This window comes from Leisingera aquimarina DSM 24565, from assembly GCF_000473165.1.
In the GTDB taxonomy this organism is placed as follows: Bacteria; Pseudomonadota; Alphaproteobacteria; order Rhodobacterales; family Rhodobacteraceae; genus Leisingera; species Leisingera aquimarina.
In genome coordinates this window covers 48,383-62,694 of record NZ_AXBE01000012.1, presented here as the reverse complement: position 1 = coordinate 62,694, position 14,312 = coordinate 48,383, and the positions used below count along the sequence as shown (strand labels likewise).

The 14,312-nt window shown below is 62.0% G+C and carries 10 protein-coding genes and 1 pseudogene; 2 read left to right on the top strand and 9 right to left on the bottom strand.

The features are described from left to right. The first annotated feature begins 431 nt into the window (after nucleotides 1-431). Nucleotides 432-1,304: a DUF2189 domain-containing protein gene (locus tag AQUI_RS26750; RefSeq protein ID WP_051371742.1), complete on the top strand. Its 873-nt coding sequence runs from the start codon at nucleotides 432-434 to the stop codon at nucleotides 1,302-1,304. 269 nt (nucleotides 1,305-1,573) lie between these two features. Next, nucleotides 1,574-1,779: pseudogene (locus tag AQUI_RS29635) on the top strand (IS5/IS1182 family transposase); the annotation flags it as partial. Here AQUI_RS29635 and cobA read toward each other — a convergent pair. The 9 genes from cobA to AQUI_RS0101455 form a co-directional block, all read right to left on the bottom strand. Continuing rightward, nucleotides 1,771-2,547 (bottom strand): uroporphyrinogen-III C-methyltransferase, encoded by a 777-nt coding sequence (cobA, locus tag AQUI_RS26745; RefSeq protein WP_035919524.1) that lies wholly within the window; start codon nucleotides 2,545-2,547, stop codon nucleotides 1,771-1,773. The pseudogene AQUI_RS29635 and the gene cobA overlap by 9 nt on opposite strands. Continuing rightward, nucleotides 2,544-5,189 carry a nitrate reductase gene (locus tag AQUI_RS0101490; protein ID WP_027255950.1) on the bottom strand — a complete coding sequence of 882 codons (2,646 nt, stop codon included), beginning with the start codon at nucleotides 5,187-5,189 and terminating at the stop codon, nucleotides 2,544-2,546. Before AQUI_RS0101490 ends, cobA begins: the two co-directional genes overlap by 4 nt. Then, complete coding sequence (gene nirD / locus AQUI_RS0101485; protein WP_027255949.1) at nucleotides 5,189-5,521, bottom strand: nitrite reductase small subunit NirD; 333 nt, start codon at nucleotides 5,519-5,521, stop codon at nucleotides 5,189-5,191. Before nirD ends, AQUI_RS0101490 begins: the two co-directional genes overlap by 1 nt. Then, the gene (gene nirB, locus AQUI_RS0101480; RefSeq protein WP_027255948.1) at nucleotides 5,518-7,959 is read right to left on the bottom strand and encodes a nitrite reductase large subunit NirB; all 2,442 of its coding nucleotides are present in this window, start codon (nucleotides 7,957-7,959) and stop codon (nucleotides 5,518-5,520) included. The genes nirD and nirB overlap by 4 nt, the downstream gene beginning before the upstream one ends. 4 nt (nucleotides 7,960-7,963) lie before the next feature. Continuing rightward, on the bottom strand, nucleotides 7,964-9,646 hold the full coding sequence (locus AQUI_RS0101475; RefSeq protein WP_027255947.1) for an ABC transporter ATP-binding protein: 1,683 nt from the start codon (nucleotides 9,644-9,646) through the stop codon (nucleotides 7,964-7,966). 6 nt (nucleotides 9,647-9,652) lie between these two features. Further along, the gene (locus AQUI_RS0101470; RefSeq protein WP_027255946.1) at nucleotides 9,653-10,726 is read right to left on the bottom strand and encodes an ABC transporter permease; all 1,074 of its coding nucleotides are present in this window, start codon (nucleotides 10,724-10,726) and stop codon (nucleotides 9,653-9,655) included. Between the two features lie 85 nt (nucleotides 10,727-10,811). Beyond that, on the bottom strand, nucleotides 10,812-12,179 hold the full coding sequence (locus AQUI_RS0101465) for a CmpA/NrtA family ABC transporter substrate-binding protein (RefSeq protein ID WP_027255945.1): 1,368 nt from the start codon (nucleotides 12,177-12,179) through the stop codon (nucleotides 10,812-10,814). A 264-nt stretch (nucleotides 12,180-12,443) separates the two neighbouring features. Then, the gene (locus tag AQUI_RS0101460) at nucleotides 12,444-13,622 is read right to left on the bottom strand and encodes a CmpA/NrtA family ABC transporter substrate-binding protein (protein ID WP_027255944.1); all 1,179 of its coding nucleotides are present in this window, start codon (nucleotides 13,620-13,622) and stop codon (nucleotides 12,444-12,446) included. Continuing rightward, complete coding sequence (locus AQUI_RS0101455) at nucleotides 13,619-14,203, bottom strand: ANTAR domain-containing response regulator (RefSeq protein WP_027255943.1); 585 nt, start codon at nucleotides 14,201-14,203, stop codon at nucleotides 13,619-13,621. The genes AQUI_RS0101460 and AQUI_RS0101455 overlap by 4 nt, the downstream gene beginning before the upstream one ends. Nucleotides 14,204-14,312: the final 109 nt, after the last annotated feature.

Genomic DNA, 14,312 nt, shown 5'->3' with positions numbered 1-14,312 from the left:
ATTGAATTGGTTCGGATTAGGACGACGAACAAATTTCACCTTCACCTTGTTTGCTGCACGATCAATGGATGTCCGGTATGGTTAAAGCTGCGCCGCAGCGTTTGACAGAGTGATGAAGGTCAGGATTGGGCCGTTCGACATCGTCCAGGGACCCCCAACTAGGATTGCCGCTGAGATAGGTAGTTTGAGCCCTTTGCAGACCTAGATTGCCTACCTGCTTTTCGCGATTGCAGTACGACGCAAACCGCTTCAAGCAGACGTTCAGCTTTGGGCTATGGCAGGATCGCCAAGCGGGACTTGGCTGCCATACTCTTCCTTGTCCTCACGCCTTACCTGATGCAGACTTGTATGCGGAGTAGGGTTGTCTGTTTCACCGCTTGGTCTATTGGCAAACGGACCAGCGCGGTTCTATGCATTGGGAGGAGTGTGTCATGGCATCCAAGACCGCAGGTTCCACACCACCAGACAATCTGACGCCGCAGCAGCGGGCCATGCCCAAGATCAATAGTGTGACTGCGGGTGATATCACCGCGTCGCTGAAGGCCGGGCTTTCCGACTTTCTGGCTCACCCCATCATGAGTGGCTTCTTCGGCCTGTTCTATGCGGTTTTCGGGATCCTGTTTGTTTGGTGCTTGGTCTGGCTCGGCAAGATCTGGATGATCATTCCTGCCGCTGTAGGCTTTCCGCTGGTCGCGCCTTTCGCTGCCGCCGGGCTTTATGAAATGTCCCGACGGTTCCAGAAGGGAGAGAGTTTCGGCTGGTCTGAAATCCTCACCGTCATGGCCAATCAACGCAAGCGCGAAATGGGCTGGATGGCTTTTGTTACCCTGTTCATTTTCTGGGTGTGGGTCTACCAGGTTCGGCTTTGGCTGGCGATCATCCTGCAGAATGCATCCTTCTCGGATTTCGACGGGTTCTTGAACACCGTATTCTTCACACCGCAGGGCTGGACCTTCCTTGCTATTGGCACCTGTGTAGGCGCAGTTCTGTCGGCTGTACTGTTCTCGTTGACCGTCGTAGCCATGCCCATGCTGCTCGACCGGGAAACCAATTTCGTTTCCGCCATGTTAACGTCCATTCGTGTTGTCACGGAAAACCCGTTGGTCATGCTCACCTGGGCAGCGATCATCTCGGTCGCCTTGCTGTTGTCGCTGGTTCCGGCGTTTCTGGGTCTGATCTTCACCTTGCCGATCCTTGGCCACACCACTTGGCATCTCTATCGGCGGGCCGTGTCACCAGCGGAGGGGGATCTATCCAGTCATCGCCTTGAGCAGCGGCGTGGTTTTTTTGACCGCGGGAAATAGAGCTCAATTCTTAGGTCGTCTAGGGGCAAGTCCTCGGCCGTGCCGAATTGAGCAAGGGTAGCAAATAGCGACAGGCGTATGTCCCCGTTCCTGAAGATAGCCGGAATAGCCAGGCCGAACGTTTCAGAGAATCCCATCCTCCTTGCCGCCCGCTGCGGCGACCTCATAAAGACGTTTCGAGCCCACACCGGTCATTAGTCATCGTGACGGCCTAGCCGATGCAGCAGGACGAAATCGGCGCTAAACGGTCGTTCAATGCGCGTATACGTCCTGTGATCCCCATGCGCGACTTACGCAAAAAAGCATCCTCGTGGAGCATTCGCTGTATCCGCCTCGAAACCTGGTCGAACCGTGCTTCAACAAGCTCAAGAACGTCCTAAGGGCCGCAACCCGTTACAACAAAACAGCCGAGAGCTTTATAGGCGTCGTCGATATCACGTCAATCCGCCTCTGGCTGCGCCATTTGTCAACATGACCTCGTTGTCTTGGGGGATATCTGACCGGACCTGTTCTTGGGATATGTTATGACAATTGTTGCGCAGCCGGAGATTTCATGTTGACCCAGGGTTTCCGGGAGCGCGCTGATGTTGCAAAACACTGTTCGTGCGCCTGGCTTGGAAACATCCACAGCTATCGTGACAGGAGTGGAGGGAGGCATGCCCAGGCGGAGCAGCCCGTCGCGTACCCGGGATGCCTGTCCCACGGACATGTAAAAGACAATTGTGGTTCCAGGCTTTGCATGCCGGGCGCAGTCGGGCAGAGGGTCTCCGGCCTTGCATCTGGCAGTGGTCAGCACAAGCGTGTCTGACACCCCCCGTTCGGTCAGCGGGAGGCTTGTCTGTGCAGCGGCGGCGCAAGCGGCGGTGACCCCGGGAATGATCTCGGCGTTGATGCCGGCGGCGCGGGCGGCGGCCAGCTCTTCGGCAGCTCGTCCAAAGATACTGGGGTCACCCGACTTGAGGCGCACAACCCGGCGGCCCTTCAGTGCCTCTGCAACGATGACCGTGTTGATCCTGTCCTGCGGCCAGGCGTGGGCACCGACGTGTTTGCCGACAAAGACCCGTTTGGTTGCTGGCGGGGCCAGCTCCAAGACTTCCTCGTCAACCAGACGGTCATAGAAAACCGTATCAGCCTGCCGAAGCCTTTGCAGTGCGCGGACCGTCAACAGGTCGCGTGCGCCGGGGCCTGCGCCCACCAGGGCAAGCCAGCCCGGTGCCTTTTGAGTTACGGGGGAAACCGTCATCCGAAGCCGTCCTGTTCTGCGGCCTGCTGGAACGGGTGCCGCGCTAGCAATTCAGCGATGTCAGGGCGGCAGGAGCCGCAGTTTGTTCCCGCGTGCAAGGCAGCGCCCACGTCCCCAACGCTCATCAGCCCTCCGCTTTCGATGGCATGGAGAATGGTGTTGGCTCCGACGCTGAAGCAGGCGCAGACCACCGGACCAGGGTCGGGCTGGTCCCCTGCGGGAACGCCGGTCAGAACACCCGCCGCGCTGGCGCCCGGCAGACCGGCCAGATAGTCCCGGCTGACCGCCACCGGCCCCGGTGCGGTGAACAGCGCTGCCATGATCTCGCCGTCCTGAAACAGGGCCAGCCGGGCAATGCCCTTGCAACTGTCTGTCATCATCTGCACCTCGGCCTCTGGCATGGCGAACAGGTCCCGCCCAGTGGCCTCCGGATCGGTGAGAGGCGCCTGCCCGGCCAGTTCCGCACGGTATCCAGCTTCGGTTCGTGCAACAGCCCAATAGTCCGCCTGAGGCGCCATTGGCCGGCACGATACTGCAAACCCGTACCAGGCGGCTTGCCAGCGTTCAGCGGCAACAACGGCGGCTTTGCTTTCGGGTTGCCCCGAGACAGGATCAATGGCGGCTGCCACCAACGTGTCGATACGCGCCGAGGGTGCGGTTTCGCCGGTCCAGTGGATCGGCGCAAACAGGTCGCCGGGTTGCACATCGGTGGTGATCCGCGCGCGTAGGACGGCTTGGCCATGCGTATTGTGCAGGCGCACCAGGTCTGCTGATTCCACCCCCAGCTTCCGGGCATCCTGAGGATGGATATCAGCAAAGGGTTCCGCAAGATGCCCCGACAGGCGGGCGGCCTGCCCGGTGCGGGTCATTGTGTGCCACTGGTCCCTGATACGGCCGGTGTTCAAGCGGAGCGGAAACCGGCGGTCCGGCGTGGCAGCCGGGGCGCGGTGCCGGACCGGCATCATGCGTGCCTTGCAGTCCGGGTGAAAGAACCTTCCATCCGCAAAGAAGCGCCCGCCCTGGCGGGCGCGGCTGACCGGCCAGCGCACTGGGGCCATCCCGTCGTACTCTTGGATGGAAAGCCCGCCGAGACCGGAAATATCGAAATCCAGCCCGAAGCTGCCCGCAAGACCCGAAAGCGCCGCGTGTTCGCGGAAGATCTGGGCCGGGGTTTGATAATCAAACGCCTTGGCCCAGCCCATGCGCCGGCCCGCGTCCGCCAGAATGTCCCAGTCGGCGCGGGCCTGCCCGGGTGGCGGCAGAACGGCACGCTGACGGCTGATGGTACGGTCCGAATTAGTAACTGTGCCGTCCTTTTCAGCCCAAGCGGCGGCAGGCAGCAGCACATCCGCCAAGCGGGCCGTATCGGTGGCTGCGGTGATGTCGCTGACCACGGTGAATTCGCAGGCCTTGATGGCGGCGGCTACGACATCCGCCTCCGGCATGGTGACAGCCGGGTTCGTGTGGATTATCCACAGTGCCTTGAGCCGCCCGTCGCCTGCGGCGCGGAACAGGTCGACCGCCTTCAGGCCGGCCCGGTCCGGCATCGCGGGCGCCCCCCAGAATTCCTGGACGGCGTCGCGGTGGCTGCTGTTTTCCAGATCCATATGGCAGGCCAGCATATTAGCCAGCCCGCCGACCTCGCGCCCGCCCATGGCATTAGGCTGGCCGGTCACCGAAAACGGCCCGCAGCCAGGTTTTCCGATGCGGCCGGCGGCCAGGTGGCAGTTAAGGATGGCATTCACCTTGTCCGCGCCGGAGGTGGACTGGTTCACGCCCTGGCTGAAGATGGTAACAACCTTTTCCGTGCGCAGCCAGAGATCGCAAAAGGCAGTGATTTCGTTCCCGGACAGGCCGGTCGGCGCAGCATCCGCTGCAAAGGCCGCTTCTAACGCTTCGCCCAGCCCGTTCACGTTGCTCAGGTAATCAGCGTCCAGTGCGCCGCCCTCGTAGAGCCCCGCCAGCAGCCGGTTGAACAGCGCCACGTCACTGCCCGCGCGCAGTTTCAGATGCATGTCCGCCTGATCGCAGCTGGCGGTGCGGCGCGGGTCGATCACCACCAGCTTGGTGCCGCGCTTTTCGCGGGCAGCAAGGATCCGCTGATACAGCACCGGATGACACCAGGCGAGGTTGGAGCCGACCAAAACGATCAGATCAGCCTGTTCCAGGTCGTCATAGGTGCCGGGCACGGTGTCGGTGCCGAAAGCGCGTTTGTGGCCGGCCACGGTGGAGGCCATGCACAGGCGCGAGTTGGTGTCGATGTTGGCCGAGCCGAGAAAGCCCTTCATCAGCTTGTTGGCGACATAGTAATCCTCGGTCAGCATCTGGCCCGACAAGTAGAAGCCGACGCTGTCCGGGCCATACTGTTCTGCCGCTTGCCGGAACTTGGCGGCAATCAGGTCCAGGGCGCTGTCCCAATCGGTTTCGCGGCCCTGCACCTGCGGCGCCAGCAGGCGGCCCTGCAACCCTACGGTTTCCCCCAGTGCCAGCCCCTTGGAGCAGAGCCGCCCGCGATTGGCCGGGTGGTCCGGGTCGCCACGCACCGCCAGCCCGCCCACGCCGTCCGGGCGCAGCAGCACACCGCAGCCGGTGCCGCAATAGGGGCAGGTTGAGCGGGTTTCCTTGCATCCGGCACCCGGCATCACGCAGCGCTCCGTTTGCCGATTGCATTGCCATCAATCAAAAGGCGCCCGGCTTCGACGCGCACCGGGTAGGTGCTGATCCGGCCTTCATCCGCGCCCTGCGCCTCGCCGATGTTGAGGTCAAACACCCAGTTATGCAACGGGCAGGTCACGCTTTGGCCATGCACTATCCCTTCGGATAGCGGGCCGCCCTTGTGCGGGCAGCGGTCGTCGGCGGCAAAGACCTCATCCTGGCCGGTGCGGAACAGCGCGACGCAGCCCACGGGTGTTTTTATGACCCGGGCGCCGTAAAGGGGAATGCTGTCAATTGGGCCGATGTCGATCCAGTTCATTCCGCAGCCTCCAATGTGAGATTGGCAAGAGGGGCGTATTGCGCCCGAACGGTTTGGTTCTGCGCGTGCTCGGCCCAGGGGTCCTTGCGGTAGACGGATTGCGACAGCGCAAAGCGCTCGGCCAGTGCCTTGCGGTTCTCCAGATCGTCTACGATCTGCGTCTTGACCCAGTCCAGACCGACCTTGGCCAGCCATTTGTAGATCCGGTCGAGGTACTTGGCATTTTCGCGATAGATCTGGGTCATGGCGGAAATCACTTTGATGGCGTCTTCCTCAGTCTCCACCTTGCACAGGACTTCGGTGCCCTTGATCTCCATGCCGGCTGCGCCGCCCACGTGGATTTCATAGCCACTGTCCACACAGATCACCCCGATGTCCTTGCAGGTTGCCTCGGCGCAGTTGCGCGGGCAGCCGGAGACCGCCAGCTTCAGCTTATGCGGCGTCCAGGACCCCCAGAGGTGTTTTTCCAGCTTGATGCCCAGCCCGGTGCTGTCCTGGGTGCCAAAGCGGCAGTGATCGGTGCCGACGCAGGTTTTCACGGTGCGAAGCCCCTTGGAATAGGCATGGCCCGAGACCAGCCCTGCGCCGTTCAGGTCGGACCAGATGGCTGGCAGATCCTCGCCTCTGACACCCAAAAGGTCGATGCGCTGGCCACCGGTGACCTTGACCGTCGGCACATTGTACCTGTCGGCGGCATCGGCAATGGCGCGCAGCTCCTCCGGGGTGGTGATGCCGCCCCACATGCGCGGCACCACGGAAAAGGTGCCGTCCTTCTGGATGTTGGCGTGCTTGCGTTCGTTCACGAAACGGCTTTGCGGGTCATCCTGGTACTCAAGCGGCCAGTCGGCCAATAGGTAATAGTTCACCGCCGGGCGGCAGCTGTGGCAGCCGTTCGGGGTGGTCCAGCCCAGTTCCTGCCAGACTGCGGCCTGGCTTTTCAGCTCCTGCGACTTGATCAGGCGGCGGACATCCTCGTGGGTGTGGCTGGTGCAGCCGCAAATGGGTTGGGCCTGAGGGGCAGCGTACTCATCACCCAGCGTCACCGACAAAAGCTGCTCCACCAGCCCGGTGCAAGTGCCACAGGAGGCGCTGGCCTTGGTCTTGGCGCGGATTGCGCCAAGGTCTGTCGCGCCGCCTTCGATGGCACTGGTGATCTGTCCTTTGCAAACGCCGTTGCAGCCGCAAATTTCCGCCTCAGGCGGTAAGGCTGCAACGGCTGACAAAGGGTCCGCAGAGGCGCCCCCCTGAAAAGCCGGGCCGAAGATCAGCGTCTCGCGCATCTCCTCGATATCTGTACCGTCTTTGATCAGCCCGAAGAACCAGCTGCCGTCGGCAGTGTCGCCGTACATCACTGCGCCGATCAGGCGGTCCTCTTCGATCACCAGGCGTTTGTAGATACCGCGGGAGGGATCGCGGAAGACGATGTCCTCGCGGGTCTCGCCGCCGGCAAAATCCCCGGCGCTGAACAGATCGCAGCCTGTGACCTTGAGCTTGGTCGCCAGTTCCTTGACGACAAATGCACTGGGCTGGCCCAAGAGACTGTCCGCCAGCACTTTGGCCTGATCGTAGAGCGGCGCAACAAGGCCGAAGAGGTGGCCGTCGAACTCAACGCATTCGCCGACCGCATAGATATCAGGGTCGGATGTCTGCATCTGCGCGTTCACCTCGATGCCGCGCGCCACATCCAGATGTGCGTCCGTGGCGAGCCGGGTTTCCGGGCGGATGCCCACGGCCATCACGACCAGATCGGCCCCCAGCGTCTCGCCGCTTTCCAGAAGCACGGCTTCGGCGCGGCCCTCACCCAGGATTGCCTTGGTTGCGGCCTGGGTTTTCACGGTAATGCCGCGCGCCTCCAGATCCTTGCGCAAGAGATAACCCGCGGCCTCGTCCAGCTGGCGCTCCATCAGGTGGCCCATCAGGTGCAGCACGGTCACATTCATGCCGCGTTCCTTGAGGCCCGCTGCCGCCTCGAGCCCCAGGAGGCCGCCGCCGATCACCACCGCCTTGCTGCCTTTCCCGGCGGCTTCGATCATCGCGTTGGTGTCATCCAGGTCGCGGTAACTGATCACATTGGGCAGGTCATGGCCCGGCACCGGGATGATGAAGGGGGCGGAGCCGGTGGCGATGATCAGCTTGTCGTAAGGAACATGACCGTTTTCGCCCTCGACCACCTTCATCTCGCGGTCGATATTCACCACATGCTCGCCGAAGCGGCAGGTGACGCCGTTCTGCGCATACCAGTCATCCGAATGGGTAACGATCTCCTCGTAGGTCTTCTCCCCCGACAGAACCGGCGACAGCATGATGCGGTTGTAGTTTCCGCGCGGCTCGGCGTTGAACAGGGTGATGTCATAGGCGTTGGGGTCTGCGTCGAGCAGATGCTCGATCACCCTGCCCGAAGCCATGCCGGCCCCGATGATGACGAGTTTCTGGGTCATGGTCTTACTCCGCTGCAATCTTGTTGGCGGCCGGTTTCGGGGTCGGCTGGGCCCCGTGCTCGTATTCCTCGAGGAAATCGAGCACCTCCTGCCGGTAAGTGTAGTAGTCCGGGTGCTCCAGCAGCGCTTTGCGAGTGCGCGGGCGCGGCAGATCCACCTCTGTGATTTTGCCGATGGTGGCCTGGGGGCCATTGGTCATCATCACCACGCGGTCGGCCAGAAGGATCGCCTCGTCGACGTCGTGGGTGACGCAGATGGCGGTGACCTTGGTGCGGCTCCACACCTCCATCAGCACCTCCTGCAGCTCCCAGCGGGTAAGGCTGTCGAGCATTCCAAAGGGTTCATCCAAGAGCAGCAGTTTGGGTGACAGGGCAAAGGCGCGGGCGATACCCACCCGCTGCTGCATGCCGTTCGACATGGCGCTGGCGGGCTTGTCCATCGCCTCACCCAGGCCGACGCGCTCCAGGTAGTATTCCACCACGTCCTGCCGTTCCGCCTGGGATGCCTTGGGATAGACCTTGTCCACCCCGATGGCGCAGTTTTCGCGAGCGGTCAGCCAGGGAAACAGGTTGGGCGACTGGAACACCACGGCGCGCTCCGGGTCGGCGCCCTCGACGTGTTTGCGGTCCAGCTTGATTGCCCCCTTGGAGATCGGGTTCAGCCCGGCGGCCATGGTCAGCACCGTGGACTTGCCGCAGCCCGAATGGCCGATCAGCGAAATGAACTCGCCCTTGTTGATCTTGAGGTTGAAATCCTCGACCACTGTCAGCGGCCCCTTGGGTGTGGGGTAGATCTTGTGCAGCTGCGAGAAATCCAGGAAGCGCTCCTCGGTCATCGACTTCGAGGCCTCGGCCACAGCCGCAGGCAGCCCGTGGACCGGGGTCACATCCGGCAGGATTCTGGTGCCTTTGATCTTGGCCTCAATCCCCACCTCCATCAGGTAGCTCGTCACCTTGGCCCGCAAACGCTTGAAGGACTCATCCGTATTCATCGCCGACCGGTCGCGGGGACGCGGGATGGCGACCTTGAACTCTTCGCCAAGGGTGCCATCGGGATTGAGCGCAATGATGCGGTCGGCCAGCAAGATCGCCTCGTCCACGTCATTGGTGATCAGCACGCAGGTCTTCTTGTCCGCTTCCCAGATCATCTCGATCTCATCCGCCAAATTGGCGCGGGTCAGCGCGTCCAGTGCCGACAGCGGCTCATCCAGCAAGAGGACCTCCGGGTCCATCGCCAAAGCCCGCGCCACGTTGACCCGCTGCCGCATGCCGCCCGACAGCTCCGCCGGGCGGCGGCTGGCAGCGTGGCTGAGGCCGACCATCTGGACGTAGCGGTCCACCTTGGCCTGTTTTTCGGCCTTGGGCAGGCCCGGAAAGACCGTGTCCACCGCAAGCGAGACATTGCCGTTCACCGTGAGCCAGGGCATCAGCGAGTAGCTTTGGAAGATCACCCCGCGTTCGGGGCCGGGGCCGGTGATCTTTTTGCCCCTGAAGGTGACCGAACCGTCAGATGGTGCCTCAAGGCCGGCCATCAGGTTGATCAGGGTTGTCTTGCCGGTGCCGGAAAAGCCCAGAAGCACGAGGAATTCGCCCTCCTGAACGCTCAGGCTGATGTTCCTGAGAACGGTGGTTCTGGCCGTACCCTCACCGAATCTTTTGCAGACATTGCTGAATTCAAGAATGCTCATGGCGGATCACCGGTTGTTCGTGAAGGTAAAGAGTGATTGCAGCGCGTACATCACCCGGTCCAGCAGGAAGCCGATGATGCCGATGGTCAGGACCGCGACGATGATCTTGGCCAGCGACTGGGAGGAGCCGTTCTGGAATTCGTCCCAGACAAATTTGCCAAGGCCGGGGTTTTGGGCCAGCATTTCGGCCGCGATCAGCACCATCCAGCCGACCCCCAGCGACAGGCGCAGGCCGGTGAAGATCAGCGGCAGGGCCGAAGGCAGCACCAGCTTGGTGATCTTGGTATAGGTGTTCATTTTCAGAACCTTGGAGACATTCACCAGGTCCTTGTCGATGGAAGCCACCCCCAGCGCGGTATTGATCAGCGTTGGCCACAGCGAGCAAAGCGTGACGGTGATGGCTGAGACCAGGAAGGACTTGGAGAACAGACCGTCGTTAGTGGCATAAAGCGCGGAGACCACCATAGTGACGATGGGCAGCCATGCCAGCGGAGACACGGGTTTGAAGATCTGAACCAGCGGGTTGATGGCAGAGTTCGCAACTGGTGAAAGGCCGGCCAGAATGCCAAGCGGAATTGCTACGGCGGAGGCGATCAGGAACCCGAAGAAGACGGTCTGGATCGAAGTCCAGATCTGCTGGTAGTAAGACGGCGCACCTGTGAAGGGGATGTCCTTGACCCGCTCCGGCTGGCCCCGGTCGATGAAACGCTGGTTGCGGGCCTCGACCTTTTCGTAGTGGACCTGCTCCTTGGCGGCTTTTGCCTGTGCATCCTGGTGCAGGTTCACGGCTTCGGCCCACACGGCAGCCGGGCCGGGAATTGCGCCCAGCGAGGTTTGCACCTTGGGCGCCAATGTGCCCCAGAGAACCAGAAAGGCGGCAATTGCGATGACGGGCACCGCCAGCAGGCGCCAGATCTCCTTTATCTGCGCCTTGGGGTTGTCGCCGGCTGCGGCTTTAAGAACCGGGGTGATCCAGGCTAGGCCGAAGACCTGGAACCAGGCGTCCATATTGTTGATGCGGGTGAAGAGCCGGGAGCGGCGAGCCTCGGAGTTCAGCGTGTCGTGGTCGGCGATGGTCATAGTGTAGTCCTCTGGGGATTGCTGGGGAAGGGGAACGGAGCTCGCTCCTACGGAAGCATCGCTCCGCCCGCCCTCCCGACCGGTGTCAGCCCTGAACGGCGTTGCCGACTACGGTCTGGCCGGACTTCAAGCCAATCGGCAGGCTGTCGATATAGGCGTTGGGCGTTTTGCCACCGAATGGGATGCCATCGATGATGTCCTCTGCCGGGGTCAGGGCCTTGTAGCCGTCGCTGTCCCAGGGGAAGTCTTCGTGGTTTGCCAGGCCCTCATCGACCAGCACCTTTGCGGCCTCGAGATAGATTTCAGGCTTGTAGACCGACCGGGCGACCTCGTCATACCAGCTGTCGGGCTTGGGGTCGGCGATCTGCCCCCAGCGGCGCATCTGGGTCAGATACCAGACCGCGTCCGAGTAGAATGGATAGGTGGCGTTGTAACGGAAGAACACGTTGAAATCCGGGACCTCGCGCTTGTCGCCCTTTTCGTACTCGAAAGTGCCGGTCATCGAGTTGGCGATCACTTCGTAGTCGGCACCGACGTAATCCGGGCGCGACAGGATCTCCACCGCTTCGGGACGGTTGGCATTACCGTTTTCATCCAGCCACATGGCGGCGCGGATCAGCGCCTTGACCACAGCCCGGGTGGTGTTCGGGTTTTCCTCGGCGAATTCGGCGGTGATGCCGAATACTTTTTCCGGATTGTTCTTCCACAGCTCGTAGTCGGTGATAACCGGGACACCGATGCCCTTGAACACGGCCTGCTGGTTCCAGGGTTCGCCTACGCAGTAGCCGGAGATGGTGCCGGCCTCCAATGTAGCGGGCATCTGCGGCGGCGGGGTCACCGACAGAAAGGCCTCGGCGCCGATCTGGCCGGTCACGTTTTCAGGCGAGTAGTAGCCGGGATGGATGCCGCCGGCCGCCAGCCAGTAGCGCAGCTCGTAATTGTGAGTAGAGACCGGGAACACCATTCCCATGTTGAACGGCTTGCCATTGGCGTTGAAGTCTTCGATCACCGGTTTCAGGTGGGAGGCCGAAATAGGATGCGCGATCTTGCCATCTGCGTCCGTGGGCAGGTTCGGCTTCATCATCTCCCACACTTCGTTGGAGAGCGTGATGCCATTGCCATTCAGGTCCATGGAGAACGGCGTGATGATATGAGCCTCAGTCCCATAGCCGATGGTGGCGGCCAGAGGCTGACCTGCCAGCATATGGGCGCCGTCCAGAGTGCCGTCGATCACGCCATCCAGCAGAACCTTCCAGTTCGCCTGTGCTTCCAGCGTAACGAACAGGCCCTCGTCATCGAAAAAGCCCTGCTCATAGGCCACTGCCAGCGGCGCCATATCCGTCAGCTTGATGAAGCCGAAGGTCAGCACATCTCTTTCCAGTTCCAGTGCTCCGGCCAGTGCCGGTCCGGTCAGTGCCGTGGAGGCCGCAAGCGCCATAATGAGTGTCTTCATCGGGTTGTTTCCTTTTCCTAGCTGTGTCCGGCCCAAGGGGCGGAACAGAAAAAAGCCGCTGACACGCACCGCCGGGAGGAGTGGCGGTGGGTCGAGCGGCTTTGCTCAGTGAAACCCGGTCTTCGGGAAAATTCTCAGTCAGGCTCCGTTGCCTGCCTGCATTCAGACTGCCGGATGAGCCGGGAAGCGCCAACAGTTTTTTGCATCTGCAGCAAGATTTTCTGCACTGCAGCGCAGCATGAAGGAGCGCTGCCTAGTTTTTCATCAATCCGCGGCCTGGGGATCAAAAACCCGGCCATCGAAGAACCGGTTCTGCAGCAGCCTGACGGCCTCAGATTCTCCCGCTGCCAACATAGGGGCGCCAATCGCGCCTTCCAATTTCGAAGAGGCGCCGGGCAAGTCCGCGCCAGTCCCGCGCAGGGCATCGCGGTAAAGATCGCTGCGGAAAACACGCCCGGCCTTTGCAAGCGCCGCCTGGCGGTTCAAGCCGTTCCTCCGTGCGAGTTGCAGCGCAATCCATTGGGCCTGGCTGCGCCAGGGGAACCCTGCTGCACCATCGTGGAACCCGATGAAACCGGGTGCTTCACGCTGCAGGCCCTGCGCCGTGACTGTGAACTTTCCCGAAAGGGCCCGTTCGATAATTTCGGCAGGCAAGTCGAGATACCGACGGGAAGACAGGATCTCGGCTGCAAGCCCGCGGGAGGCCGGGTCGGCCAGCCAGCGCCCTGCGCGCCACAGCGCCCGGATCAGGCGGCCTGACAGGCCGGGTTCGGTCTCCGCCCACGCACCGCGGACGGCCAGCACCTTTTCCGGCGCAAAGGACCAGATGGCCCGGCCAGGCAGCAGCAGCGCGCCTGCACCCTGCTCAACCGCCATGGATCCCCAAGGTTCGCCGACGCAGAAGGCGTCGATTTCCCCCTTGCGGATGGCCTGGGCCATCAGCGGCGGTGGAACCGTGCGGATGCTTATGTCCAGGGGTGTGTCCGTCCCCAGCCCTTTCAGCCAGTAGGTCAGTAGTTCGGCGTGCATGGAAAAGGGAAACGGGACGCCAATCCGCAGATCCGGGCCGGCAGCGCCAGTCAGGGCGTTCCCGGCAGACACAGCGTCGTCGAAGGAGAACCTGTGTCCGGTATCGGCCAGCCTGCGGGCCAGGCTGCTGCTGACACCAATGACGGTGCCATTGACGGAGAGCACACACAGAACAGACAGGCGTGTGCTGGCGCCGCCGAGGCCAAGCGCCGCGGCGACCGGCACAGGCGCGAGCATATGGGCAGCGTCCACCCGGCCAAAGGCCAGCATATCCCGCAGCGACGACCAGGAGGGTGCGCGGTGCAACTCCAGCGTCAGCCGCTCCTCGGCGGCAAAGCCCATTTCCTGAGCCGCAATCAGCGGTGCTGCATCGGTCAGCGGGACATAGCCTGTTGGGATCAGCGTCACGCTCATGCCAGCAGCCCTGCTGCGGTGACCAGCGCCTGGGCAACCTCCGCGACACGCTTGTTCTGGTCCATTGCCGCTTTTCGCAGCAGCGCATAGGCTTCGTCCTCGCCAATGCCGCGGGCCTTCATAACCATCCCCTTGGCGCGGTCGATGACCTTACGCTCTTCCAGGGCGCGTTTGGCCTCGACCAGTTCTGTGCGCATACGCTGAAACAACCGGAAGCGGGCAATGGCGGCATCCAGAACTGGCTTTAGCCGTGCGGGCTGCAATCCATCCACCACATACGCCGAAACCCCGGCCTCCACGGCGGCCGAAGACATGCCGTTTTCACTGCGGTCCACAAACATCGCAACAGGCCTTTCTTTGGGGCCGGATGCGAGTGCCAATTCCTCCAGCATATCGCGGGACGGGTTTTCGATGTCGATGAGGACAACATCCGGGTCCCGCAACTGGATCTGGCGCGCAAGCCCGGACGGTTCCGAGATGACCTGTATGTCGAATTCTCCAGCTTCGCGCAGCCCATCCACAATCATGAATGCGCGCTCACGGTCAGCTTCGACAACTATAATAGATAGGGCATCGGGCATGCGGCACAGCATGATGAGGATGGAAGAAAGCTGTAAAGGCCAGTGGTGCGGCGTGATTTTCAGAAAGCCCGTTTGCGCTGAAATTTCGAGCGAACTGCCCGAACTTTTG

Coding starts and splice junctions, on each gene's coding strand:
- AQUI_RS0101490 (WP_027255950.1), bottom strand. CDS start 5,189: ATGCCGGGTGCCGGATGCAAGGAAACCCGCTCAACCTGCCCCTATTGC.
- nirD (WP_027255949.1), bottom strand. CDS start 5,521: ATGAACTGGATCGACATCGGCCCAATTGACAGCATTCCCCTTTACGGC.
- AQUI_RS26750 (WP_051371742.1), top strand. CDS start 432: ATGGCATCCAAGACCGCAGGTTCCACACCACCAGACAATCTGACGCCG.
- nirB (WP_027255948.1), bottom strand. CDS start 7,959: ATGACCCAGAAACTCGTCATCATCGGGGCCGGCATGGCTTCGGGCAGG.
- AQUI_RS0101460 (WP_027255944.1), bottom strand. CDS start 13,622: ATGAGCGTGACGCTGATCCCAACAGGCTATGTCCCGCTGACCGATGCA.
- AQUI_RS0101470 (WP_027255946.1), bottom strand. CDS start 10,726: ATGACCATCGCCGACCACGACACGCTGAACTCCGAGGCTCGCCGCTCC.
- cobA (WP_035919524.1), bottom strand. CDS start 2,547: ATGACGGTTTCCCCCGTAACTCAAAAGGCACCGGGCTGGCTTGCCCTG.
- AQUI_RS0101475 (WP_027255947.1), bottom strand. CDS start 9,646: ATGAGCATTCTTGAATTCAGCAATGTCTGCAAAAGATTCGGTGAGGGT.
- AQUI_RS0101455 (WP_027255943.1), bottom strand. CDS start 14,203: ATGCCCGATGCCCTATCTATTATAGTTGTCGAAGCTGACCGTGAGCGC.
- AQUI_RS0101465 (WP_027255945.1), bottom strand. CDS start 12,179: ATGAAGACACTCATTATGGCGCTTGCGGCCTCCACGGCACTGACCGGA.